Source organism: Peribacillus sedimenti, assembly GCF_046237635.1.
In the GTDB taxonomy this organism is placed as follows: Bacteria; Bacillota; Bacilli; order Bacillales; family DSM-1321; genus Peribacillus; species Peribacillus sedimenti.
The window spans coordinates 4,594,961-4,616,195 of the sequence record NZ_CP143547.1 but is presented as its reverse complement, the minus strand read 5'-3'; the positions used below and the strand labels follow the sequence as shown (position 1 = coordinate 4,616,195).

The 21,235-nt window shown below is 40.3% G+C and carries 25 protein-coding genes and 2 pseudogenes; 25 read left to right on the top strand and 2 right to left on the bottom strand.

Features of this window, described 5'->3' with window-relative positions:
• Positions 1-50: 50 nt before the first annotated feature.
• Complete coding sequence (locus V1500_RS22710) at positions 51-269, top strand: SPOR domain-containing protein (RefSeq protein WP_409302851.1); 219 nt, start codon at positions 51-53, stop codon at positions 267-269.
• On the opposite strand, the gene V1500_RS22705 is transcribed toward V1500_RS22710, so the two are convergent.
• Complete coding sequence (locus V1500_RS22705) at positions 194-757, bottom strand: peptidoglycan-binding domain-containing protein (protein WP_409302849.1); 564 nt, start codon at positions 755-757, stop codon at positions 194-196. The two genes, V1500_RS22710 and V1500_RS22705, sit on opposite strands and share 76 nt — an antisense overlap.
• A gap of 431 nt (positions 758-1,188) precedes the next feature.
• On the opposite strand from V1500_RS22705, the gene V1500_RS22700 reads away from it, so the two are divergent.
• The 16 genes and pseudogenes from V1500_RS22700 to V1500_RS22625 all read left to right on the top strand — a co-directional run bounded on the left by V1500_RS22700 (position 1,189) and on the right by V1500_RS22625 (position 13,018).
• Positions 1,189-2,619 carry a DEAD/DEAH box helicase gene (locus V1500_RS22700; RefSeq protein WP_409302847.1) on the top strand — a complete coding sequence of 477 codons (1,431 nt, stop codon included), beginning with the start codon at positions 1,189-1,191 and terminating at the stop codon, positions 2,617-2,619.
• Complete coding sequence (locus V1500_RS22695) at positions 2,612-3,310, top strand: ComF family protein (protein WP_409302845.1); 699 nt, start codon at positions 2,612-2,614, stop codon at positions 3,308-3,310. Before V1500_RS22700 ends, V1500_RS22695 begins: the two co-directional genes overlap by 8 nt.
• An 84-nt stretch (positions 3,311-3,394) precedes the next feature.
• The gene (locus V1500_RS22690; RefSeq protein WP_409302843.1) at positions 3,395-3,799 is read left to right on the top strand and encodes a TIGR03826 family flagellar region protein; all 405 of its coding nucleotides are present in this window, start codon (positions 3,395-3,397) and stop codon (positions 3,797-3,799) included.
• Between the two features lie 185 nt (positions 3,800-3,984).
• Positions 3,985-4,251, top strand: a complete 267-nt coding sequence (gene flgM, locus V1500_RS22685) for a flagellar biosynthesis anti-sigma factor FlgM (protein ID WP_409302841.1) — start codon at positions 3,985-3,987, stop codon at positions 4,249-4,251.
• 60 nt (positions 4,252-4,311) lie between these two features.
• On the top strand, positions 4,312-4,800 hold the full coding sequence (locus V1500_RS22680) for a flagellar protein FlgN (RefSeq protein WP_409302839.1): 489 nt from the start codon (positions 4,312-4,314) through the stop codon (positions 4,798-4,800).
• A gap of 28 nt (positions 4,801-4,828) precedes the next feature.
• Positions 4,829-6,373 (top strand): flagellar hook-associated protein FlgK, encoded by a 1,545-nt coding sequence (gene flgK / locus V1500_RS22675; RefSeq protein ID WP_409302837.1) that lies wholly within the window; start codon positions 4,829-4,831, stop codon positions 6,371-6,373.
• An 11-nt stretch (positions 6,374-6,384) separates the two neighbouring features.
• A complete protein-coding gene (gene flgL / locus V1500_RS22670; protein ID WP_409302835.1) occupies positions 6,385-7,242 on the top strand; it encodes a flagellar hook-associated protein FlgL in 858 nt (285 codons plus the stop codon).
• Between the two features lie 41 nt (positions 7,243-7,283).
• The gene (locus tag V1500_RS22665; protein WP_409302834.1) at positions 7,284-7,859 is read left to right on the top strand and encodes a DUF6470 family protein; all 576 of its coding nucleotides are present in this window, start codon (positions 7,284-7,286) and stop codon (positions 7,857-7,859) included.
• Positions 7,860-7,873: 14 nt separating this feature from the next.
• Positions 7,874-8,317 carry a flagellar assembly protein FliW gene (fliW, locus tag V1500_RS22660; protein ID WP_409302832.1) on the top strand — a complete coding sequence of 148 codons (444 nt, stop codon included), beginning with the start codon at positions 7,874-7,876 and terminating at the stop codon, positions 8,315-8,317.
• Complete coding sequence (gene csrA, locus V1500_RS22655; protein WP_409302830.1) at positions 8,318-8,554, top strand: carbon storage regulator CsrA; 237 nt, start codon at positions 8,318-8,320, stop codon at positions 8,552-8,554.
• A 146-nt stretch (positions 8,555-8,700) separates the two neighbouring features.
• Entirely contained in the window at positions 8,701-9,525 is an 825-nt protein-coding gene (locus tag V1500_RS22650; RefSeq protein ID WP_409302828.1) for a flagellin, read from the top strand.
• 88 nt (positions 9,526-9,613) lie between these two features.
• Positions 9,614-11,188, top strand: a complete 1,575-nt coding sequence (locus tag V1500_RS22645; RefSeq protein WP_409302826.1) for a carboxypeptidase regulatory-like domain-containing protein — start codon at positions 9,614-9,616, stop codon at positions 11,186-11,188.
• A 311-nt stretch (positions 11,189-11,499) separates the two neighbouring features.
• On the top strand, positions 11,500-11,862 hold the full coding sequence (locus V1500_RS22640) for a hypothetical protein (RefSeq protein WP_409302825.1): 363 nt from the start codon (positions 11,500-11,502) through the stop codon (positions 11,860-11,862).
• Positions 11,863-11,974: 112 nt separating this feature from the next.
• Positions 11,975-12,109 (top strand): annotated as a pseudogene (locus V1500_RS22635) (flagellin); the annotation flags it as partial.
• Between the two features lie 311 nt (positions 12,110-12,420).
• A pseudogene (locus tag V1500_RS22630) lies at positions 12,421-12,702 on the top strand (JAB domain-containing protein); the annotation flags it as partial.
• A gap of 43 nt (positions 12,703-12,745) precedes the next feature.
• Entirely contained in the window at positions 12,746-13,018 is a 273-nt protein-coding gene (locus V1500_RS22625; protein WP_409306119.1) for a hypothetical protein, read from the top strand.
• A gap of 251 nt (positions 13,019-13,269) precedes the next feature.
• Here V1500_RS22625 and fliD read toward each other — a convergent pair whose 3' ends face one another.
• Complete coding sequence (gene fliD, locus V1500_RS22620) at positions 13,270-14,856, bottom strand: flagellar filament capping protein FliD (RefSeq protein ID WP_409302823.1); 1,587 nt, start codon at positions 14,854-14,856, stop codon at positions 13,270-13,272.
• Positions 14,857-15,191: 335 nt separating this feature from the next.
• On the opposite strand from fliD, the gene flaG reads away from it, so the two are divergent.
• The 8 genes from flaG (at position 15,192) to V1500_RS22580 (ending at position 20,972) form a co-directional block, all read left to right on the top strand.
• Positions 15,192-15,560 carry a flagellar protein FlaG gene (flaG, locus tag V1500_RS22615; protein WP_409302822.1) on the top strand — a complete coding sequence of 123 codons (369 nt, stop codon included), beginning with the start codon at positions 15,192-15,194 and terminating at the stop codon, positions 15,558-15,560.
• Between the two features lie 97 nt (positions 15,561-15,657).
• Positions 15,658-16,059, top strand: a complete 402-nt coding sequence (gene fliS / locus V1500_RS22610; RefSeq protein ID WP_409302821.1) for a flagellar export chaperone FliS — start codon at positions 15,658-15,660, stop codon at positions 16,057-16,059.
• Positions 15,999-16,406 carry a flagellar protein FliT gene (locus tag V1500_RS22605; RefSeq protein WP_409302820.1) on the top strand — a complete coding sequence of 136 codons (408 nt, stop codon included), beginning with the start codon at positions 15,999-16,001 and terminating at the stop codon, positions 16,404-16,406. The genes fliS and V1500_RS22605 overlap by 61 nt, the downstream gene beginning before the upstream one ends.
• Before the next feature lie 271 nt (positions 16,407-16,677).
• Positions 16,678-17,238: a ribosome hibernation-promoting factor, HPF/YfiA family gene (hpf, locus tag V1500_RS22600; RefSeq protein ID WP_409302818.1), complete on the top strand. Its 561-nt coding sequence runs from the start codon at positions 16,678-16,680 to the stop codon at positions 17,236-17,238.
• 539 nt (positions 17,239-17,777) lie between these two features.
• Positions 17,778-19,388, top strand: a complete 1,611-nt coding sequence (locus V1500_RS22595; RefSeq protein ID WP_409302816.1) for a gamma-glutamyltransferase family protein — start codon at positions 17,778-17,780, stop codon at positions 19,386-19,388.
• A 63-nt stretch (positions 19,389-19,451) separates the two neighbouring features.
• A complete protein-coding gene (locus V1500_RS22590) occupies positions 19,452-20,021 on the top strand; it encodes a chromate transporter (RefSeq protein WP_409302814.1) in 570 nt (189 codons plus the stop codon).
• A complete protein-coding gene (locus tag V1500_RS22585; protein WP_409302812.1) occupies positions 20,018-20,548 on the top strand; it encodes a chromate transporter in 531 nt (176 codons plus the stop codon). Before V1500_RS22590 ends, V1500_RS22585 begins: the two co-directional genes overlap by 4 nt.
• A 250-nt stretch (positions 20,549-20,798) precedes the next feature.
• A complete protein-coding gene (locus V1500_RS22580; protein WP_409302810.1) occupies positions 20,799-20,972 on the top strand; it encodes a LytR family transcriptional regulator in 174 nt (57 codons plus the stop codon).
• Positions 20,973-21,235: the final 263 nt, after the last annotated feature.

The following is a 21,235-nucleotide window of genomic DNA, read 5'->3' as shown; positions in this document are numbered from 1 at the left end:
GGATTTCACTGCCGGCTAAGTCCTTGGGTCTGCCCCAAAAAGAGAAGGCAGTGAAAGCTGCAGCCCCAGACAAACTTTATCGTGTCCAGGTAGGCGCATTTAAGGATAAAAGTTGCGCTGACGCATTGATGAGGAGCTTAAGTCAATATAAAAAGCCACTCCATTTGGAGGGGCTTATAACTTTTTTAAAGAATCAATCATTCAATGCTTTATCTAGCAAATTTTTTGTTGCTGTATCAAACATACCAGTGTCCTTAACATCGGGGTAGCGACTTTGGAACTTTAAAACTGCAGCTTTAGTTTTTGGACCATATTCACCATCTACTACCAGTTTGAATCCGACATTGTTTAACCCTTTTTGTAAGGATCTAACTGCATCTCCGCGACTTCCTTCTTTCAACACACCGTTCGAAAAGCCAAATGAATTAACCTTTTTTGAAAGCTCTGCATGTGTACTACGGTCGTATATACCTGTATCCTTTAGATTCTTATACTTTTTTTGAAATGTAAGTACTGCAGACTTTGTTTTAGGGCCATATACTCCATCAATAGCTAATCCAGACTTAATCACCTTGTTCAGGGCTCTTTGAAGAATTTTCACATTTGAACCATGAGAACCTACCTTAAGCAAGCCGGCTTTCGGCATAGTAAAGATTGAATAATTGAGATTTTCCTGTGCTCCAATAACTGAAGGAATACTCATCATTATTACGGATGCAGTAATAACTGATGCGGTTACAGATTTCCATCTTTTCATTTGTACCATCTCCCTTAATTTGTTTACAATTCTTTAAACGGAGTATGGTTTGCATTTGTTTCATGAAAAACCATCAATTGGTGAATTATTTTTAAATTAAAAAGCCCTTCCGTTTGGACGGGCTCTATCTTCTGAGCATAATTTTTGGTACATGGGAAAAGGAATTTAATAAGAACATAAATAAATTTAATATAAGTCCAATAACAAAACCAACTAGTCCAGCGGTGATTTGCTCATTAGAAATATAAAAGCCTATTCCCCAAGCTAGCACTAAGATAACTGAAGTCGTCTTGGCACAATACGGGGTCATTTACTAGCAGCTTAGGTACTTTTATTAGATTGTCCGTCAACTAGGGCACAGTTCGGCGTTTTTTGTTTGCAGGATATTTTTAATATTTGCAGAATATATAAAGGCGAAAGGAGGCTGTTTATTGAGAGTCTTAGAAAAAGATTTAGTATCCACCGAATCACCAATCCCCTCTCATCCGTACTCTAAAGAGCTTCAAAAACATTTATCCGGACGTTCCCTTTTAATTGAAGAAATTCCTTTTGAACAAGAATTAGTGAAAGAGCACCTGAATCATGGAATGGTTGCTGCAACTGCCGGTGTTATACAGGAGAAATACGGAGTGCGATGCCTGCGCTGCGGGAATGAGAAACAGGCCATGTTTTATTCATTTCCTTGTGCCAGATGCGGGAAAAGCTGCACCTATTGCCGCTCCTGCATAATGTTGGGCAGGGTCAGCCAATGTTCCAGGCTGTACACCTGGACTGGGCCTGAAGCCGTCTTTGACATTCCTATGAATGTAATGGTCTGGAACGGGAAATTGTCTGCTGGGCAACAGACTGCTTCAGATGCGGTGGTTCAAGCAGTAGTTGCTGATTCCGAGCTGCTGGTCTGGGCCGTATGTGGGTCAGGTAAAACGGAAGTCCTGTTTAAAGGCATTGAAGCAGCCCTGTTTCAGGATAAAAGGATTTGCATCGCTACACCTCGTACTGACGTAGTACTTGAACTTACTCCCCGTTTGAAACAAGCATTCCCGCATATTCCTGTAGCTTCATTATTTGGAGGAAGCGAAGACCGTCATCTTTTTGCACCTCTTACCATCTCCACCACTCACCAGCTCTTCAGATTTCAAAATGCATTTGATGTAATCATCATCGATGAAGTCGATGCTTTCCCCTATTCGATGGACACCTCCCTCCAATACGCCGTTCAGAAAGCGAAAAAGAAAACCTCTACAACCATTTATTTAACCGCTACCCCCTCTAAAAGCATGCAGAACTTATACAAATCAGCAAAGCTTGCAGGTGTCACAATTCCAGCCCGCTTTCACAGGCATTCCATACCCGTTCCGCAATTGAAATGGTGCGGTAATTGGGAAAAGCAGTTTAAAAAGAAAACGATCCCTCCGATGGTAAGAGAGTGGATGAAGAAGCGATTGGAACATGAAATTCCCTTTTTGCTATTTTTTCCGAGTATCAAAATTATGGAGTCGGTCCTCCCTTTATTCCGTCAACTCCAGAGTGAATTACAAGTCGTACATTCGGAGGACCCTGAGAGGAAGGAGAAGGTAATGGTTTTGAGGGAGGGGAAAGTCCCGGGGCTGCTGACGACAACCATTTTGGAAAGAGGTGTAACCATACCCAAGCTGGATGTAGCTGTGATCGGATCAGAGCATTCTATCTTTTCAGAAAGTGCATTGGTACAGATTGCTGGACGCGTGGGGAGGAATGCAGCTAAGCCTACAGGGGATGTCATGTTCTTTCATTACGGAAAAAGTATTGAAATGATTAAGGCTGTTTCCCATATCGAAGGGATGAACAGAGAAGCTCGAAACCGGGGTTTGATTGATGATTAGACGACTAATTTGCTTGTTCTGTAATAATGAGATCAAACATGTATTTACCTGGAAAAGCATTTGGTATGACGAAGTACGGAAAATCTGTGAGGAGTGCCAAGGGAAGTTAGAATTTATCAGCGGAAAACGCTGTACCAGCTGTTCAAGGGAATTGGATGAGAGATACCAAAGTGAAGGAAAGTGTCTTGATTGCGTGAGGTGGGAAAACGATTCAGAGTGGAAGGGATATTTAAAGAAGAATGAGTCGTTTTTTCATTATAATGATTTTTTAAAAGAGATTATCGCAACATTTAAATATCGTGGGGATTATGCGCTTGCTGAAGCTTTTGTACCATTTTTACTGCCGAAATTGACAAAAATGAAAAATGCGCTAATAGTCCCGATTCCGTTAAGTAACGAACGGCTAATTGAAAGAGGGTTTAACCAGGCGGAAGCTCTGATTGCAGCGGCAGGGATTGAAGCCGCCAATGTCCTTTCCAGGTTACATAGTGAAAAGCAGTCGAAAAAGTCCCGTGAAGAGCGAATCTCCATTTCACAGGTCTTTCAAGTAATGGATAAGCAAAAGATAGAAGGCAAGAAAATCATATTAATTGACGATATTTATACCACTGGGTCGACCCTGAGGCATGCTGCAAAGGCTCTTGTTCACGCAGGTGCGCAGGAAATTACATCAATAACTCTGGCAAGGTAAGAAGAAAAGAGCCAATGACCCCTAAATATCTATCCATTATATTCGATATAAAATATATATAACGGGTTAAGTAAAGGGGATATAATGATGGAATTATCGAATTGCCCAAACTGCGACGCGCTGTTTGTCAGGAATCAATTTCGTGATGTATGTGATGCTTGTTATAAAGAAGAAGAAAAGGCATTTGAAACGGTTTATCAGTTTATACGAAAGCGAGAAAACCGGACGGCCACCATTGACCACGTTGTGGAAGGCACTGGGGTTGATGAGGGTTTAATTATTAAATTTGTCAGGAAAGGTCGGCTCCGAACCTCTCAATTCCCGAATCTTGGGGTGCCATGCGAAAAATGTGGAAATATATCGAGGGACGGAAGGCTTTGTAACAGCTGTAGCGGTGACTTGCAAACGGAACTAAAGAAGGTTGAGAATATACAAAAGATTAGACAAGAAGAAAAGGAAAAAAAGGCTACTTATTTCGCTCGTCATTAACTAATCGTGCTGCAAGGATTCCTTGCAGTTTTTTTTGTGATAAAAGTCTCGGTTGGATATACCTAATTCGACAATTGATAGCAAAACTTGTCAATAAAAAAGTTGAAAAAAATATGAAAATTTTTTACTGGTCGCCGATAATAGCTTTAGGGAGAAACAAATCGATCGAAAGAGAGGGTTGCAGTATGAAGATAAATAACTTTGGACCTTCAGGGATTAACCCCTATAATCGTCAGCTTAACAAAGTACACAAATCGAACGCAACCAGCGTAAACAAAGCAGATAAATTAGAAATCTCAACAGCAGCAAAGGAGCTCCAGCAAAGCACACAAATACCTGCTGAGAGACAGGCCAAGGTGGAAGCTTTAAAACTTCAGGTGGAGAACGGAACATATAAGCTGAATTCCAAAGAAACCGCCAAAGGCATTGTAGATTTTTACTTAAAAAAATAGAGAAAATTGCTACAAAAAAATTTACCAAACCAAATTAAAAATAGCTGAGGGGGTAAAGGAATGTCTGCCGAACACATCAAAACAGCGTTGGAAATGCTGATCAAGCTGCATAAAAGCTTAAACAGCCTTGCCGCTAAGAAGACGGATATCATCAAGAAAGGGGACACCGGAGCCCTCAACCAGCTGTTGATAGATGAGCAAAAACATATAAAAGCAATTGAGATGACTGAAAGGGATAGGCAAACAGCGGTTGAAGCCTTCCTGCAAAACAAAGGGCGGGCAATTGGGCCAGCGACCATTACAACTGTTATTGAATTATCGTCGACTTCCCATGCGGAAGATTTAGATAGATTAAAAGAAGAATTGATTGAAGAAGCTGCGCAGCTTAAAGAGCAAAACCAGCTCAACCAGCAGCTTGTCTATCAGTCATTGCAATTCATTAATTTGTCTTTGGACATGCTTCGACCGCAAAGCCAGACATTTAATTATGGTAAACCTGCTGGGCAAAAACGCCAGCCTTCTAACAGCATGTTTGATTCCAGAGCTTAAAAGACACTATTAAAACGGAGGTACCAGCATGCGCTCAACCTTTATGGGATTGGAAACAGCACGGAGGGGGATGGTTACTCAACAGAGTGCTTTATATACTACGGGCCATAATATTGCAAATGCAAACACACCAGGGTTTTCACGCCAGAGAGTGAATTTTAATCAAACATCCCCTTACCCATCGGTTGGGATGAATAACCCAAAAATACCCGGACAAATAGGGACTGGAGTGGAAGCAGGTTCTGTGCAGCGTGTACGTGAAGCGTTCCTGGATGCACAGTATCGAGTCGAAAACAACAAGGTCGGTTATTATGGTACATTGAGTGAATCTCTCACAAAGATGGAAGAAATCATGAATGAACCTACTGACAGCGGATTGCACGCTACTTTAGAAAAGTTCTGGAATTCCTTACAAACTCTTGCCAGTCATACAGAAAATGCCGGGGCACGGGATGTAGTAGTATCTTCAGGACAAATGGTAGCCGATACGTTAAATTACTATTATAATTCATTGACACGTATCAAAGAGGACATCGGTGCCCAGATTGATGTGAAGGTAAACGAAATCAACAATCTTATTTCCAATATCCATAATATTAATCAGCAAATCGCAGCAGTTGAACCGAACGGTTATATCCCTAATGATCTTTATGATCAGCGTGATTTGCTAGTTGATAATCTGTCCTCTATCGTAAATGTAAAGGTCACGAGCGTTATTCCTATAGAATATGGCAACCCAAATGCTATTGCAGAAGGATTGTATAACATCGAGCTCGTTCAAAATGACGCAAGGTCGTACAGCCCGCCGATCAATTTGGTGTCCGTAAGTAAATCATCAGGCATAATCGGAGTGAACACTGTGGCAGTGAATTCAGATAACGGTTTTATTACGGAAATGAAATTTACAAGTGGACAATCCATTTCTGACCTTCGATTCTCTGGTCAATTAGAGGGTTTGATCACCAGTTATGGATATAAGACTGCAGATGGCGACAAAGGGTATTTTCCTGAGATGATTGAAAACCTTAATAAAATGGCAACAGCGTTTGCAAATGAATTTAATCGTATACATTCGGAAGGATACTCTCTGGGTGGTTCGTCTCCTTCGAATCTAGACTTTTTTACCTTTACTGAAGAGGATGCTGCAAAAACGATAGCAGTATCACAAACCATTTTAGATAATCCGGATCTTTTAGCAGTTGGACTGGGCAATGGAGCATCAGGTGATAATGGCAATGCTCACATTCTAGCTGATTTAAAAGGGAAAAGTTTCATTAAGTATGAATCTGAAATACCTGAAGGACTGACTGGGAGTGTTGATACCTTTTACTCCGGCTTAATCGGCAGTCTCGGAGTAAATTCACAAAGTGCAGAAAAGAACAGCAAGAATTCAAAAGTTCTGGCTGATTCCGTAGAACAGAATCGTCAATCCGTCAGTGCTGTGTCTTTGGATGAAGAAATGACCAACATGATTAAATTTCAGCATGCTTATAATGCATCCGCGAGACAAATTACCATGATTGATGAAATGCTGGATAAAATTATTAATGGAATGGGCGTAGTTGGCAGATAGGGGTGGAATAAATGCGTGTAACTCAATCGATGTTATCCAATAATATGCTTCGCAACCTGAGTAATAGCTACGATAGAATGGGGAAATTGCAAGACCAGCTTTCCACTCAGAAAAAATTCACAAAGCCATCCGATGACCCTGTAGCTGCAATTATGGGTATGAATTACAGAACGGATTTAAACCGTATCGAGCAATATACTAACAATATAGCTGAGGTTAGGAATTGGATCGAGAGTACGGATGCGGCAGTCGATGAAGGGGTGACAGCACTCCAGCGAATAAGGGAGCTCACGGTCCAAGCAAGCAGTGACACATTGACTGCAGATCAGAGAGGCCATATTGCAGAAGAAATTAAACAATTACAGCAGCATCTGAAAAATATCGGTGACACACAGGTAGGCGGAAAGTACATTTTTAACGGGGGAAACACGAATGTTCCCCCATCTGAAAGCATGGTCTATGATTCTGGTGCCATTAATATTGAGGTTTTTTCCGGAATTAAGATCCAGGCTAATTTATCGGGAGCGGAACTCTTCCCTGGTTTGATTGATACCGATATACCTGAATTGCTGGATAAACTGCAAAATAATACTGCGGACATAGCAACTATGTTGGCAACCGTCGATGAAAACATAAACAAGTTTCTGTTAGCAAGAGCACATGTAGGAGCGAAACAGAATCGTGTAGAGTTGATGGAAGACAGGCTGTCACAGCAGGAGGTTTTTTCTACACGCATTCTTTCTGACAATGAAGACGTGGATGTAGAGAAAACGATCATGGAACTCACTACACAGGAAAGCGTGCACCGTGCAGCATTGAGTGTTGGATCCAGGATTATACAACCGACATTATTAGATTTTTTAAGATAAGCTATCTATGGATAGCTTTTTTTTGTAAATGAGGTGAAAGGATGCAATTGCCACAAATACGGCTCCAGTCTAATTTCATTAAAACGGGCCTGGATATTCAGCAAGCGACTCAACAGATTGAACAGCCGCAGGCTAAACAATCGATTCAACAGCCACAGGCCTTAATAGAAATCCGGACGTCACCTAGCAAGCTGACCATTGACCAGACCAAAGCCCGTGAAGATATAGACTTGAAAAGTATTGCCAAACGCATTGAAGAATTTGCTCAAAATGGCTATCAAGATTGGCTGAAGGGAATGGAAAGAAGAGCTCTGCAGGGAAGAGAAATGATGGAAATTGAGAACAAAGGAAATCCAATTGCTATTCAGACGAAGGAAAACTCAGAAAAGCCCATGGTACCGTTTAACATTGGGTGGATTCCTTCCTACAATAGCGTAAAACTGGCCTATGAACCAGCAAAGGTAGATATACGGATTACTCCGCAAAAACCAATTATAGAAGTGGAGATTAGAAAGCCTGTACATGAATATACTCCTGGACATACAAAGGTCGAAGTTTTGGAAAAGAACACACTGGACATAGATTTTATTAATTTGTTTCCAGAAAAAAGTGAATAGGAGATAAATAAAAAATGAATGTAAATACAAAGTTTCATGGCGAGCAAGAAATAGATAAAGACAAAATCATTCATTTCAGCTCAGGGATTCCCGGTTTTTTGGATGAAAAGCAATTCTATCTTTTTCCGATTGAGGACACTCCGCTGCTTTCCCTTCAATCTATTAAGAATGAACAGGTGGCGTTTATAATTACAAGCCCATTCGCATTTTTCCCTGACTATGAGATAGTTTTATCAAAGGAAGTTATAGACTTATTAGATATTCAGTCTGAAAAAGATGTTTCGGTTTTTACGATACTGACTGTGGAAGAACCCTTCAGTAAAACAACTGCCAACCTGCAGGCGCCTGTCATATTGAACCTCCAAAATAACCAAGCTAAACAATTTATCATGAGCGGAAGTCCTTACATAACTAAACATCAATTATTTTCTTCTCCTCAAGAACAGGAGGAAAAATAAATGCTAGTGTTAACCAGGAAAGTAAACGAATCTATCATGATTGGTGATGATATTGAAGTGGTAGTGCTGGCTGTTGATGGTGAGCAAATAAAATTGGGGATTAATGCTCCAAAGAACATAGAAATCCACCGTAAAGAAATCTATGTATCGATCCAGGAAGAAAACAATAAGGCTGTAAATACGAAAAGGAATAATTTAGATAACTTTAGTTCCTTTTTTTCTAAAAAAAATAAATAAATTTGTATTAATTACTAAATAAATCCAAGAACATGTCGATATTAGTTATGTAAAGCTGAATAAAGAACACAAGGCGGCCGACTTTGTTATTTTTCAGTCAATAACCACATGGATGTGGGAACCGAACTCAAGGAGGAAAAATTAAAATGAGAATTAATCACAATATCGCAGCGCTTAACACACATCGTCAGTTGAACAGTGCTACTAATGCACAAAGCAAATCAATGGAGAAATTATCTTCAGGTCTTCGTATCAACCGTGCTGGTGATGATGCAGCAGGTCTAGCAATCTCTGAAAAAATGCGTGGGCAAATCCGCGGTTTAGATCAAGCTTCTCGTAACGCTCAAGATGGAATCTCTATGATCCAAACAGGTGAAGGAGCTCTTAACGAAACGCATGACATCCTTCAGCGTATGCGCGAATTAGCTGTTCAATCATCCAATGATACAAATACAGCTGATGACAGAGCGCAGATCCAGAAGGAAAACGCTGACCTTATCGCTGAAATTGACCGCATTGCGACAACAACACAATTCAATACAATGAACCTTTTGGATACAACTGGTGGGAACAGTGGGACTTTCACATTCCAAATCGGTGCTAATACTACTCAAACCATTGATGTGACATTCGCAGATATGCAATCAGCAGCGTTAGGTGTTGATGGTATTGACCTAGGAGCAGATTCAGCTACTTCTACAGAAGCAGTAGCGACTCTTGATGCAGCAATCAAATTAGTATCGGATGAGCGTTCTCAGTTGGGTGCTAAGCAAAACAGACTTGAGCATACAATCAATAACTTGAACACATCTTCTGAAAACTTAACTGCTGCGGAATCTCGTGTCCGTGACGTAGACATGGCGAAAGAAATGATGAACCAAACAAAGAACTCAATCTTAGGCCAAGCAGCACAAGCAATGCTTGCTCAAGCTAACCAACAGCCTCAGGGCGTACTTCAATTATTACGTTAATAATTAGCATTTGAAGAGACTCTTTCATGAGTCTCTTTCAAAGGTAAATACAACAGGAATAATAAATAAAAGTATGAAATGAGGATTAATGATGAAAAATAGATTTCCATATTCAAAGAAATTTATAGCTGCAGCACTTGCTGTAGCAGTTGCTGTTCCAAGTACTGCTGCGCTTGCATCTATTATAGACCCTACTGATGGCAAGGGAGACATTGAATTAAAAGTTCTTGATGATGATAAAAAAAGCGTTGTGAATGCAGCAACTGTTACGATTAAGGACAGTAATGGTGCAACTGTAACTGCACCGTCAAACCAAACAGTGACAGACAACTCTGGTACATTCAAAAGTGGTGCTTTAGCTCCGGGTGTTTATACTTTACAAGTCTCAAAAGGTTCATCAAATACGATCAACACCAAAGTGACAGTTAAAGAAGATAAAACAGGTAAATCACCATCTAAAGCTACTCTGGTACTAGTTGAACCTACAACAGCTAGCCCTGCTACAACCGGTTTATTATCTGATGTAGTCTATGCCGCTGATGGTACAACTCCATTAGCTGGTGTTACAGTTAAAGCCTCTAACGGTACTACTACTTGGGAGACTACAACTGCAGCAACGACAGGCAAGTTTGAATTATTTGTTCCAGCAGGAAAGTATAACTTAACTGTTGAAGGTAAAGATATTCCTGATAATACTGGTACAGTTGGGGTAGACGAATCTGTTGATTACAAAAACATGGTTTATTCAAACCTTGTTGTGACTGCAGGTCAAAAAACATCACCCTTTGCTACATTGAAAGGTGAAGAAGCTTGGGCTCCAGGCGAAGCACAATTAGGATATTCTCTAGACCAAACTCTTACAACTGCTTCATTTGATGTTGCTCTATTGACTGGAAAAGCTAATCCAGATACTAAGGTTTCTGTGTATGAAGCTGGCAATCCAAAAAAGCTAATTGCATCGACCGTTGCTAAGAAAGCTAAGACAGGAGGGACTTTTAACATTAAACTCCCTTATGCGTTAGGTGGAAAAACGATAATAGTTGAGGCGGAAGACAAAGCTGGGAATACATTCTCTTCTACTCCTGCTGGTCAAGCAATCAACCTTGCACCTGCACTTACTTTTACAGCAGATAACACGGCTAACAATTTTGATAAGCCAATCGATATTACTTTTACTGACACTACGAAGTTATTTGCACAAAGTATTACAAAGGTTACTGTAAATAGTGCAGTGCTAAAAAATAAAATTGATTATACTGCATCAAATGGAAAAATTACCATTAAAGCTGGAAAGTTACCACTTGGCAGTAACACTATTGCTGTAGAAGCTAACGGATTTACTAATGCTACTGCTGTAACTCAAGTTATCAATGCAGCTGAGTTGAAAGCTACTCCTGTACTTGGAACTACTGCGGGAGTGAAATTCTATACGGTACCTGCGTCTGGAAACAAATTGATGTATCAAGTTCTAACTGATACTATCGCTGCTCCACAATATTTATCAGCGGCTCCAGCCAGTCCTGCTGCTGAATATATTACTGGTGCTGATATCACTGGAGTTAATACAACGACAAATAAATATGTTGCACTCTACGAGGTAGATAGTAATAATAAGGTAATTAAGTTTAAAGTTGTTACATTAACATCTAAAGTAATCAAGTAATTACTTAATTTAGGAAAGACGGGAGCTTTGATGCTTCTGTCTTTCTTTTTTTGTACTAAACTTGGCTGTTTATAAAATTCCTTGGTTCTCCATTATGCACTCTCTTTGTGTATAATGGGCTCCCTGTAAGGTGTTTTTATTTTTACAATGCTAAATACTAAATTTACCAGCCATCTGAGTTAATGCAAGGGAGTAAAAGGCTTTGTTAAGTTCTCTGGTGCCTAATTTTTAAATTTTTATGTTGCTGAAAAAATTGAGGTGGATCAGCAAGTAAGGCTGCTGTTACAGCAGCTGACTAAGCAACATCAGGGTTGTTGGCAGGTGAATACAACGTATATGGAGTTGATCCAGCTGGTAATGTGTCTCTGTCATCAACTGACATTATAACTCTGGAAGATGCAGTCTTAGCTACTGCAGCAGAAAACTCAGTCGTTAGAGCAGTAATTAATGAAGACCACGAGATAATTGTTGCTAATGGGAAAACAGCAGGTCAAATAAAAGCGAGCCTTTCCGTCGATGATGGAAAAGGTAGCCTTAAAATTTATTCTGATGCTGCTAACGCTCCAGGAGTAACAGAAGTTACTAATGATACAACTATAAGAGCTTCACCAATGGAAGTGAGTGCAATTGCTGAAGATGGAAGTCCTACGACTTACAATCTTGTTATCCAATAATTGTAAATAGAGTAGAAGAGACACTAGGAAATGTACCTAGGGTCTCTTTTGTTATGCACTCTCATTCTCGACAACAAATTGTCTATATGGAGTTTTGATCTTCATAATACGTTCCCGAAAAATGCGCGGACAAATTCGTGGGTTAAATCAAGTAAGTAAAAATGCTCAAGATTTTATTTCATTGCTTCAAACAGCTGAAGGTGCATTAAACGAAAAACATGATATCTTGCAACGTATGCGTGAATTAAAATCGTTTAGAACACACAATCAACAACCTAAACACATCTTCTTAAAACCTAACTGCTGCGGAATCTCGTATCCATGTAGAAACTCAAGTAACAAAAAATCCATAACAAGTAATAAATAGATATTCAGAAATATTATAATTATAGAACGTACGTGTTGTTGTGTGAGCACCTGATGTCCAAGAAACAAACGTTCTAAGCCTCTACTGCAATCATCGAAGTAGGGGCTATTTCTATTTTAGGAGGAGAAAAAATGAATCAATACTCAATGAAACCTGTAAAACAAATGGAACTACTTGAAAGTAAAATGGAAATGGAGAAAAAGCCTGCAAAGCGAGTGGACATTGTTAGTCTAAAGCTAGTAAAGGAATCTAGCATACTGTACAAAGATCGCTGTGTTCGAAGTTCAGAAGATGGCCATCAATTGTTGAAGCAATTCTTAGGTGATGTGGATCGTGAATAATTTGTCGTTGGTTGTTTGGACATAAAGAATCAGCCGACTGCCATTAACATCTGCCACATTGGGAGCTTAAATGCAAGTCTAGTACATCCAAGGGAATGTTTCAAGCCTGCCATTTTGAGAAATGCGGCATCCTTCTCATTTATGCAATACAAGGAACATTTGATGAAGGAGGGCTATGCTATTTCAACCATCAACAAAAAGATTAATAGCGCCTAAAAGTTTATATGAATTTTCTAAGAACCATACGAATCTCGTAAGCGAAGCAATTCTAATCGTCAAAAAAGTGGTAAGTGCTATTTCGGCGATTGCTTTAGAAGAATTGTCTAAGAAAAATTTTAATATTAGCCGCCATTTGAACATAATTGTTTCCCGCATTAAGTGTTTGTTTGGTGGTAAGGTATTACATCCTGTGGATTGCCAAAAGGGAGCTGTCTATTTCCAAAGATGAGCTTTTTTGGATTTAGAGCATCTGATTTATTCTGATTAGTCTGTATGCTTCTTTGTTTCTTAGTATAGGGTGAATTAACTCCTTGCATTATGAAACCCTGATACAGCAGAAATCGTGCAAGACTTCTGTCGGAAATTATTTGAATATTTCTTGGCCCATTGATGACCTCTATACATAATAAGCAGGAAACTCTGGCACTTGCCAGAGTCTCTTTCCCTCTACGCTAATATTAAACGTTTAATTGACCTATTTCAGCTCATTCCGCCTAATTGACCAGCTAACCAGCTACTCTGGCTATTAGCTTGAGATAAAGCCTTTTCCATCGCGCTAAATTGACGATAATATCGATTTTCTATAGCAATCATACGTTTATCAAATTCCGTTATTTTGTTATCTAACTGGTTAATTTGTTTGCCTATTGTACTTGAAGGTCCATTTAACGCCTGTTGTCCTAACTGTTTCATGGTTGCTTCTAATTGATCAAACAAACGGTCAGCAATACCACTTTGTTCGAATTTCTCTGTATTTTGTGTAGTTTTTTTAGCAGCTTCTGTAGACTCAGTTATATTATTAGTAGATTTTGAAAAGACGTCGATTACTTTAGTAATATCAGTTTCTATCATCGATTTTAACTTTGTTTCATCTAGCTTTATTTTCCCGTTGTCCTGCCAACTATCTGCTAAACCAAGACCAATATCAGCAACACTTGCTGATGTTGATCCATAATCATCTATGGTGACTACGGGATTGTTTGTGGCATACCGCATTTTAAACAATAAATTACTGATGACTGAATCTCTACCTAACAATCCTTCCTTTGCTTTAGCTTCCCAACGTTTGATCTCATCTTCACTCATCGCCTCCTTTTGCTCATCTGATAAGGGTTTATAATCACGAGCTTTTCTTTCGCCAACCAGTTTATTCAAGTCGTCAACAATGCCGTTATACGTATTGATAAATTTCTTAACCGACTCAAAAACAGCAGTACTATCCTGCTTTTGAGTCACTGTTATTGGTGTGGTACCAGTTGTGGTTGTCATTTTTAAATCAAATCTAACTCCATCATAGCTTATGGAGTTTGTATCAGATTTGTATATAATTCCATTGATGGTGGCTTGGGCTTGAGCTTTAATTGTGCTCTGTACAGATGAAATATTTGTATCGGGCGTTGTAGTTGCATAAGTGTTGCTGGTATTACTTACTGTTCCAGCTTTGATGTGCAATTTACCCGCAAACCTATTAGCAACATCTGTATTAGAAAATGAGATATTTATTGCTTGTGCCGCTGCGCCTTTACCTAAACTATCAATTGTTATAGATTTTTCTGTCACAGAGTATGAAACCTTGACCTTAGATGAAGTTCCAAACGCATTTATCAAGTCGTTTATTGTTGAATCTGCAGTAACTCTATAAGATTTATCGTTTATGGTGATAGTATCCCCGTCCGTCAAACCTACTGCAGCATCCGTCAATTTTGTTACAGCCGGGTCGGTGATTCCAGATGTAAAGAACTTCACTGTGTTGGTTGTATCTTGCGTTGCCAGTTTTACATCTTTTATTTCATAAGTTGTCAAGGATGGACTTCCTATAACTGTAGCAGCGACCACTCCAGAATTAGTGGATTCGGTAGATGATTTTTTAAACGCGCTTGGCCATCGCATATCCTGCATCATATTTCGCAATTCTGAGATTTTTGTGTTTACTTCTCTATAAGCGTCCATTTTCCAATCCGCAAGTTGTTTTTGTTGGGTTAGTTTTTCACGTGGTTTTCTTTGAGCAGTCATTAATTCCTTTATCATAGATTCGGTATCAAATCCTGAAAAGCCGGTGATTCTCATCTGTGTTCTCCTTTGCGATTAAGGTTTGTAAAAGAATTAGATTTCAAACGGTTTTTATCTGAATACACCCACTGAGTGTTTCAGTAAAAGACAATATTGCTGTTGGGTGTAAATTTATATAGTCATTAAAAGCAAACTGGAAAATGACACTCCCTGAATAGTTGTTAAATGATTTGAAATTTTTGCTGTATATCTATATATCGGATTTAATATATTTTTCTTAAATAAGTGAATATCACTTTCATCTGCATCATTTTCCTAAGTCTGAACTATCTACACTAAAAAAAATAGAATAGACTCCGATATAAAAATAAATAGTATTTGGGGGAACTAGAATGCTAGATCACATTTCACATAAAATTGGCGTCTCCACACCTCAGACAAATTCAACATTAGAAAGTAAACAGAACAGTACGCAGGCCTCGTCATCTCAAAATAAACAACCGTCAGATGAAAATGGAAAATTTCTTAATCCTAAGGAGAAGGAAAAACTTGAGCAGGTTGTGAAGGGGTTGAATCAGTTTCTACAGCCTGCATATACATCCCTAAAATTCGAGTTTCATGAGAAGTTAAATGAATATTATGTAACAGTAGTGGATGATTCAACTCATGAGACGATTCGAGAGATTCCTTCTAAAAAGCTGTTGGATATTTATGCGGCAATGACTGATTTTGTTGGCCTTATGGTTGATAAGAAAATTTAGTAAGCATCTGTGTCTGTTAACAAGCAACAGACGCATCAGAATATAGGAATTAGTTAAACTGTATCCATATTAAAGCAAAAAAAAGGAAGTGTAATACATGGCGCTTGGTAACCCATATCAAACCTATCAGCAGAATTCGGTAAACACAGCATCTCCTGGTGAACTTACTCTTATGTTGTATGATGGTTGTCTCAAATTTTTATCTCAGGCCAAAAAAGCCATTGATTCAGGATCAATCGAGAAAAGAAATATTAATATCCAGAAAGCGCAGAATATCATCCAAGAATTTATGGTTACCTTAAATATGGATGTAACTGTTTCAAAGGATTTAATGTCTATGTACGATTACTTGTATCGCAGATTGGTAGAAGCGAATATACACAACAATAAAGAAATCGTGGAAGAGGTTGAGCAATTTGTCAGGGAGCTCCGTGATACATGGAAGCAGGCTATCCAAATCAACCGGCAAAAACAACATTCTTCAAATGGACGCATCTAATGGGCTTGCTACAAGAATATTACCAGGTAACAACTGAATTGATTGAAATTCTGGAGACAATGCAACCCGACAGTCGTGATGAAAAGATAGTTTTAATAGAGGAGCTACTTGCTAGGCGAGAAACGTTAATCAGCACGATAGTTACACCATTTACTAGTGGGGATAAGGTACTTGGATTTACTTTATTATCCCTGGAACAAAAACTGATGTTACTTTTAACAGAACAAAAAAAAGCTATTCAACATGATATAAAACAAGTGAAGTCGAAAAGGGTATCTAATAATAAGTATGTAAATCCATATGAAAAAATAGTGACTGATGGTATGTTTTACGATCAAAGAAAATGATTATATGGAATGTGTTAAACATTGAGCAATAATCATCTTATTAAATCAAGACCGTCTTTGTCAGGCGGTTTTTTCATTTCCCCAAAGGACATCATTTGGGTGTCAAGCCAGATAATGTTATAATTGTGTAAATACGATATCAGTTCATGTTTCCAATTTACGACTGATCTTTCAAAATTTCGACACATTTAGCTTGTGGTTTGTGAAGGGTTTGTAAAGGGTATCGTAGAATCTAACTATATAGTCTTATTTACAAAGGAGGACTCGCTTTATGAACTACAACGTTCGCGGTGAAAACATTGAGGTAACTCCAGCTATTAGAGAGTATGTAGAAAAGAAGATTGGTAAGTTGGAAAGGTATTTCAACAATGTACCTGATGCGAATGCGATGGTCAATCTGAAGGTGAACAATAATACCTCTAAGGTGGAAGTGACGATTCCGATGACGCATTTAGTGCTTCGGGCTGAAGAGGAAAATGCTGATATGTATGCAGCCATTGACCTGATTACTGACAAGCTTGAGCGCCAAATACGTAAACATAAGACTAAGGTTAACCGTAAGTTCCGGACGAATGGAAGCACGGCTGAGCTATTTGCAGCAACAACTCTCGAGGCGGAGCCAGAGGCAGTGCCTTTTGAGGAAGAGGAAAGCGAGCTCGAGGTTGTGCGTAACAAGCGTTTTGACTTAAAACCGATGGACAGTGAAGAAGCGATTCTCCAAATGAATATGCTGGGCCATAACTTCTTCGTTTATACGAATTCTGATACGAATACAACCAACGTGGTATATCGCCGTAAGGACGGCCGCTACGGGTTGATTGAACCTAACTGATATCGACAAAATTCCACATTAAAATATAACCACAAAGCAACGCAGTTCTGGATTCCAGAACTGCGTTTTTGGGTCAGTTGGAATATGACCTCAGCATTTTCCTGCACGCCTCGCAGGTTACTTCCTCGACCGGTTTAAATACAATGTTTCGTAAATCTCTTCTACTGAGTTCGTAGAAGCTGTTATGCTTGACCCCGCACGAGCACGTATTTTGATCTTCCACGATATGTACGACCTTTGATGTTTTGCTTTGATAGGTTGGAATCATCATACGCGTTTTTCCTTTCTTACTATTATTTAGGATTAATAGTTTTGTGGGAAATATTACAATTATCATAGCATGTGACTTAATGATGAATCTATGAGGATTTAGTATGTAAAACTTCCCAATTAAGGGGGTCATTTGTCCCTTTTGCATCATACAGGACAATGGCAATGTGCATCAATATAAAATATTTCCCAAGAATATTTATTTTTTCTGAAAAAATAGTAATCTTTCGGTATACTAAATATAAAAATACATAAATGAGGTGTGTCTCATGAATTTTGATTATCAATACCATCCATATCCATCCCAGCGGACTACTGTGATGGCAAGGAATGGGATGGTGGCGACATCCCAGCCGCTGGCTGCGCAGGCTGGCCTGGATATCTTGAAGAAGGGCGGAAACGCGATTGATGCAGCGATCGCGACTGCTGCTGCTTTGACAGTGGTGGAGCCGACCTCTAACGGAATTGGTTCGGATGCGTTCGCGCTAGTATGGGTGAAGGATGAGCTGTATGGATTGAATGCAAGCGGGCCTTCTCCGAAATCCATTTCAATCGATGCGCTGAAAGAGAGAGGGATTGAAACGATGCCGGTACACGGGCTGATTCCGGTAACAGTGCCCGGAGCGCCATCTGCATGGGCTGAGCTTTCACGCAGATTCGGGAAATTATCGCTTAAGGAAGTCTTACAGCCTGCAATAGAATATGCAGAAAAAGGCTATCCTTTATCACCGATTCTCGGGAAGTACTGGGATTTTGCTTACCGCAGGTACAAACAAATTCTGACAGATGATGAGTTCCAGCATTGGTTTGAGACCTTCGCTCCGGATGGACGTGCGCCTAGAGTTGGCGAAATTTGGCGTTCAGTGGGCCATGCCAGTACATTGCGTTCGATTGCAGAAACAAACGCAGAAAGCTTCTACCGCGGAGAGATTGCCGACAAAATCGACGAATTCTCGAAAAAGTATAACGGTTTTATTTCCAAGGAGGACCTTGCTGCATATAAGGCAGAATGGGTAAACCCTATCAAGGTGAACTACCGGGGCTATGATGTATGGGAGATTCCACCAAACGGGCAGGGGCTTGTCGCACTCTTGGGACTTAATATCGCAAAGGGCTTTGAATTTGGCGATAAGGATACGGTTGACACATACCATAAGCAAATCGAAGCGATGAAGCTTGCTTTTACGGATGGAAAGGCATTTATTACCGATCCGGCAGATATGAAGGTGACAGTGGAAGAGCTGCTGTCTGAACAGTACGGAGAGTCCCGCCGCAGCGAAATTGGAGACATGGCATTGGATCCGTCTCCGTACCAGCCGCCAAGGGGCGGAACTGTCTACCTGGCAGCAGCCGACGCAGAAGGAAACATGGTTTCCTTTATCCAGAGTAACTACATGGGCTTCGGTTCCGGAATTGTCGTGCCGGGTACCGGGATTTCACTTCAGAACAGGGGCCATGATTTCTCATTAAACCCTGAGCACCCGAATGCGTTAAAACCGGGCAAAAAGACATATCATACGATTATCCCTGGTTTCCTGACAAAGGACGGGAAGGCTGTTGGGCCGTTTGGCGTCATGGGTGGTTATATGCAGCCGCAGGGACATTTGCAGGTTGTGATGAATACTGTCGATTTCCACCTCAATCCGCAGGCTTCGCTTGATGCGCCAAGATGGCAATGGATCAGCGGGAAAAAAGTGCAGGTGGAGCCGCACTTCCCTAACCATATTGCCCAGGCCTTGAGCCGTAAAGGGCATCAAATCGAAGTGGCTCTTGATACCGGCGGTTTTGGACGCGGGCAGATCATCTGGCGTGACCCGGAATCAGGTGTATTGTTGGGCGGAACAGAGCCGCGTACTGACGGAAGCATTGCTGCCTGGTAAAATGTATACGGGCAGAGAGCGTTTAAACCCTCTTCCTAACCAGGCAAAGAAAGGTTGATACAATTGAAGCAGGCAGACATTTTTATGGGGTTTTTCCGGGCGGGGATGCTGGGGTATGGGGGCGGTCCATCCTCCATTCCGCTTATCAAGAAAGAGGTTGTCGAAACATACAAATGGATGGACTCGGATGAGTTCGGTGATGTATTGGCTCTGGCAAATGCATTGCCAGGACCGATTGCGACAAAGCTTGCGGGTTATATTGGTTACCGGGTCGGCGGATTTTGGGGATTGCTTAACGGGCTTATTGCCACCATGGTCCCAACCATCATCCTGATGATTATTTTGATGACCGCATTGAATTCTTATAAGGACGAACCGTGGGTGAAAGGGATGGCGTCAGCTGTCGTGCCGGTTGTGGCCGTGATGCTCCTTACTATGACCTGGGAGTTCTTTAAGAAATCGGGAGAGTCGAGCCTGGGTTGGGTATGGACCCTTGTTTACATCATTGCAGGATTGGTGCTCATGCAGCTATTGCATGTACATCCCGCTATTATCATATTTGTTCTTTTGATTGGAGCACTTGTAAAAAGGAATTCTCCTAAGAGAGATCGGAAGGGGAGTTCAAACGCATGATTTATTGGCAGATTTTCTGGGCATTTTTTGTACCTGGCATATTGGGCTATGGCGGCGGACCGGCTTCCATTCCATTGATCGAAAATGAAGTGGTCGACCGATACGGCTGGCTGACAACGAAAGAATTCAGTGAAGTGCTTGCCCTTGGTAATACGCTGCCTGGACCGATTGCGACAAAAATGGCAGGATACATCGGTTATGAACAGGGAGGCATACTGGGAGCTTTCATGGGGATTCTCGCCACGGTCGGACCTTCCCTCATTTTGCTTTTAGGCTTGCTGGGTCTGTTAATGAAATATAAGGAATCGCCTCAGGTCAAGCGGATGACGGTTGTAGTCAGGCCGGTCATTGCTGTGCTTTTAGGCATCATGACTTATGATTTCTTCTTCTCGGCATATGAAAGCGTAGGCTGGCTGCAGACTCTGGCAATCGGAATCATCAGTTTTATATTGATGGAAAAAGTAAAGGTGCATCCTGCTTACGTGATTGCAGGTGCGCTTGTATATGGAGGCATATTCCTCGGTTAATTCAAATCTCCGATAGTTTTATCGGAGGTTTTTTCTGTCTGACTGAATAAGTGGTTTATTAGATCTTTCTTCAGGGTAAAAGAATGTGAAAAATGATCTATATTTCGAAAAAAAGGATGTAATTTCCCCCTCCTATACTCCTATGCCATTCCGACAAATTAAACCAACGTCTTCGCCTATTCACGACAAAATAACCCCGTTTGCAAAGCTCTTCACATGTAATACAATTCTCCCAAGGGAGATGACGGGATTGAAAGAGTTCGATAATTTGCCTAAAAACGTGAAGAAGACATTAAGGTATATTAGCCAGGATGTTCGCTCCTTAGAAAAATTGGCCGAGGTTCAATTTTTAGTGAATAAACAGATTAATAAGCGAAGAGAGGAATTATATCTGTTAAAAAGTCAAAATAAGGAGTGGTTGTAAGGTCTTTCTTATCTGAATTTTCTACTTAAGAGAACTCGGAAAAGAATTCACCTCTGCCGCAAGATATAATATGCATTCCAAGCATTTTAATTCGATATAACTAAGCCTATAAAAATTAGGGGTGTTTGTATGCTGCAAAAAAACTGTTACAACTGCAATAAGCCATCTTTTGGAAGTTCCGAATTCGGAACCTGGATCTGTCCAACATGCGGACATGACCTGACAAACCAAAAATTTCACCAAGTTGGTCTTGTAGGACGTTT

Coding starts and splice junctions, on each gene's coding strand:
- csrA (WP_409302830.1), top strand. CDS start 8,318: ATGCTAGTGTTAACCAGGAAAGTAAACGAATCTATCATGATTGGTGAT.
- V1500_RS22705 (WP_409302849.1), bottom strand. CDS start 757: ATGAAAAGATGGAAATCTGTAACCGCATCAGTTATTACTGCATCCGTA.
- hpf (WP_409302818.1), top strand. CDS start 16,678: ATGAACTACAACGTTCGCGGTGAAAACATTGAGGTAACTCCAGCTATT.
- flgK (WP_409302837.1), top strand. CDS start 4,829: ATGCGCTCAACCTTTATGGGATTGGAAACAGCACGGAGGGGGATGGTT.
- V1500_RS22585 (WP_409302812.1), top strand. CDS start 20,018: ATGATTTATTGGCAGATTTTCTGGGCATTTTTTGTACCTGGCATATTG.
- V1500_RS22680 (WP_409302839.1), top strand. CDS start 4,312: ATGTCTGCCGAACACATCAAAACAGCGTTGGAAATGCTGATCAAGCTG.
- V1500_RS22605 (WP_409302820.1), top strand. CDS start 15,999: ATGGAAGCAGGCTATCCAAATCAACCGGCAAAAACAACATTCTTCAAA.
- flgL (WP_409302835.1), top strand. CDS start 6,385: ATGCGTGTAACTCAATCGATGTTATCCAATAATATGCTTCGCAACCTG.
- V1500_RS22665 (WP_409302834.1), top strand. CDS start 7,284: ATGCAATTGCCACAAATACGGCTCCAGTCTAATTTCATTAAAACGGGC.
- V1500_RS22690 (WP_409302843.1), top strand. CDS start 3,395: ATGATGGAATTATCGAATTGCCCAAACTGCGACGCGCTGTTTGTCAGG.
- V1500_RS22625 (WP_409306119.1), top strand. CDS start 12,746: ATGCTATTTCAACCATCAACAAAAAGATTAATAGCGCCTAAAAGTTTA.
- flgM (WP_409302841.1), top strand. CDS start 3,985: ATGAAGATAAATAACTTTGGACCTTCAGGGATTAACCCCTATAATCGT.
- V1500_RS22595 (WP_409302816.1), top strand. CDS start 17,778: ATGAATTTTGATTATCAATACCATCCATATCCATCCCAGCGGACTACT.
- V1500_RS22645 (WP_409302826.1), top strand. CDS start 9,614: ATGATGAAAAATAGATTTCCATATTCAAAGAAATTTATAGCTGCAGCA.
- fliW (WP_409302832.1), top strand. CDS start 7,874: ATGAATGTAAATACAAAGTTTCATGGCGAGCAAGAAATAGATAAAGAC.
- flaG (WP_409302822.1), top strand. CDS start 15,192: ATGCTAGATCACATTTCACATAAAATTGGCGTCTCCACACCTCAGACA.
- V1500_RS22650 (WP_409302828.1), top strand. CDS start 8,701: ATGAGAATTAATCACAATATCGCAGCGCTTAACACACATCGTCAGTTG.
- fliS (WP_409302821.1), top strand. CDS start 15,658: ATGGCGCTTGGTAACCCATATCAAACCTATCAGCAGAATTCGGTAAAC.
- V1500_RS22695 (WP_409302845.1), top strand. CDS start 2,612: ATGATTAGACGACTAATTTGCTTGTTCTGTAATAATGAGATCAAACAT.
- fliD (WP_409302823.1), bottom strand. CDS start 14,856: ATGAGAATCACCGGCTTTTCAGGATTTGATACCGAATCTATGATAAAG.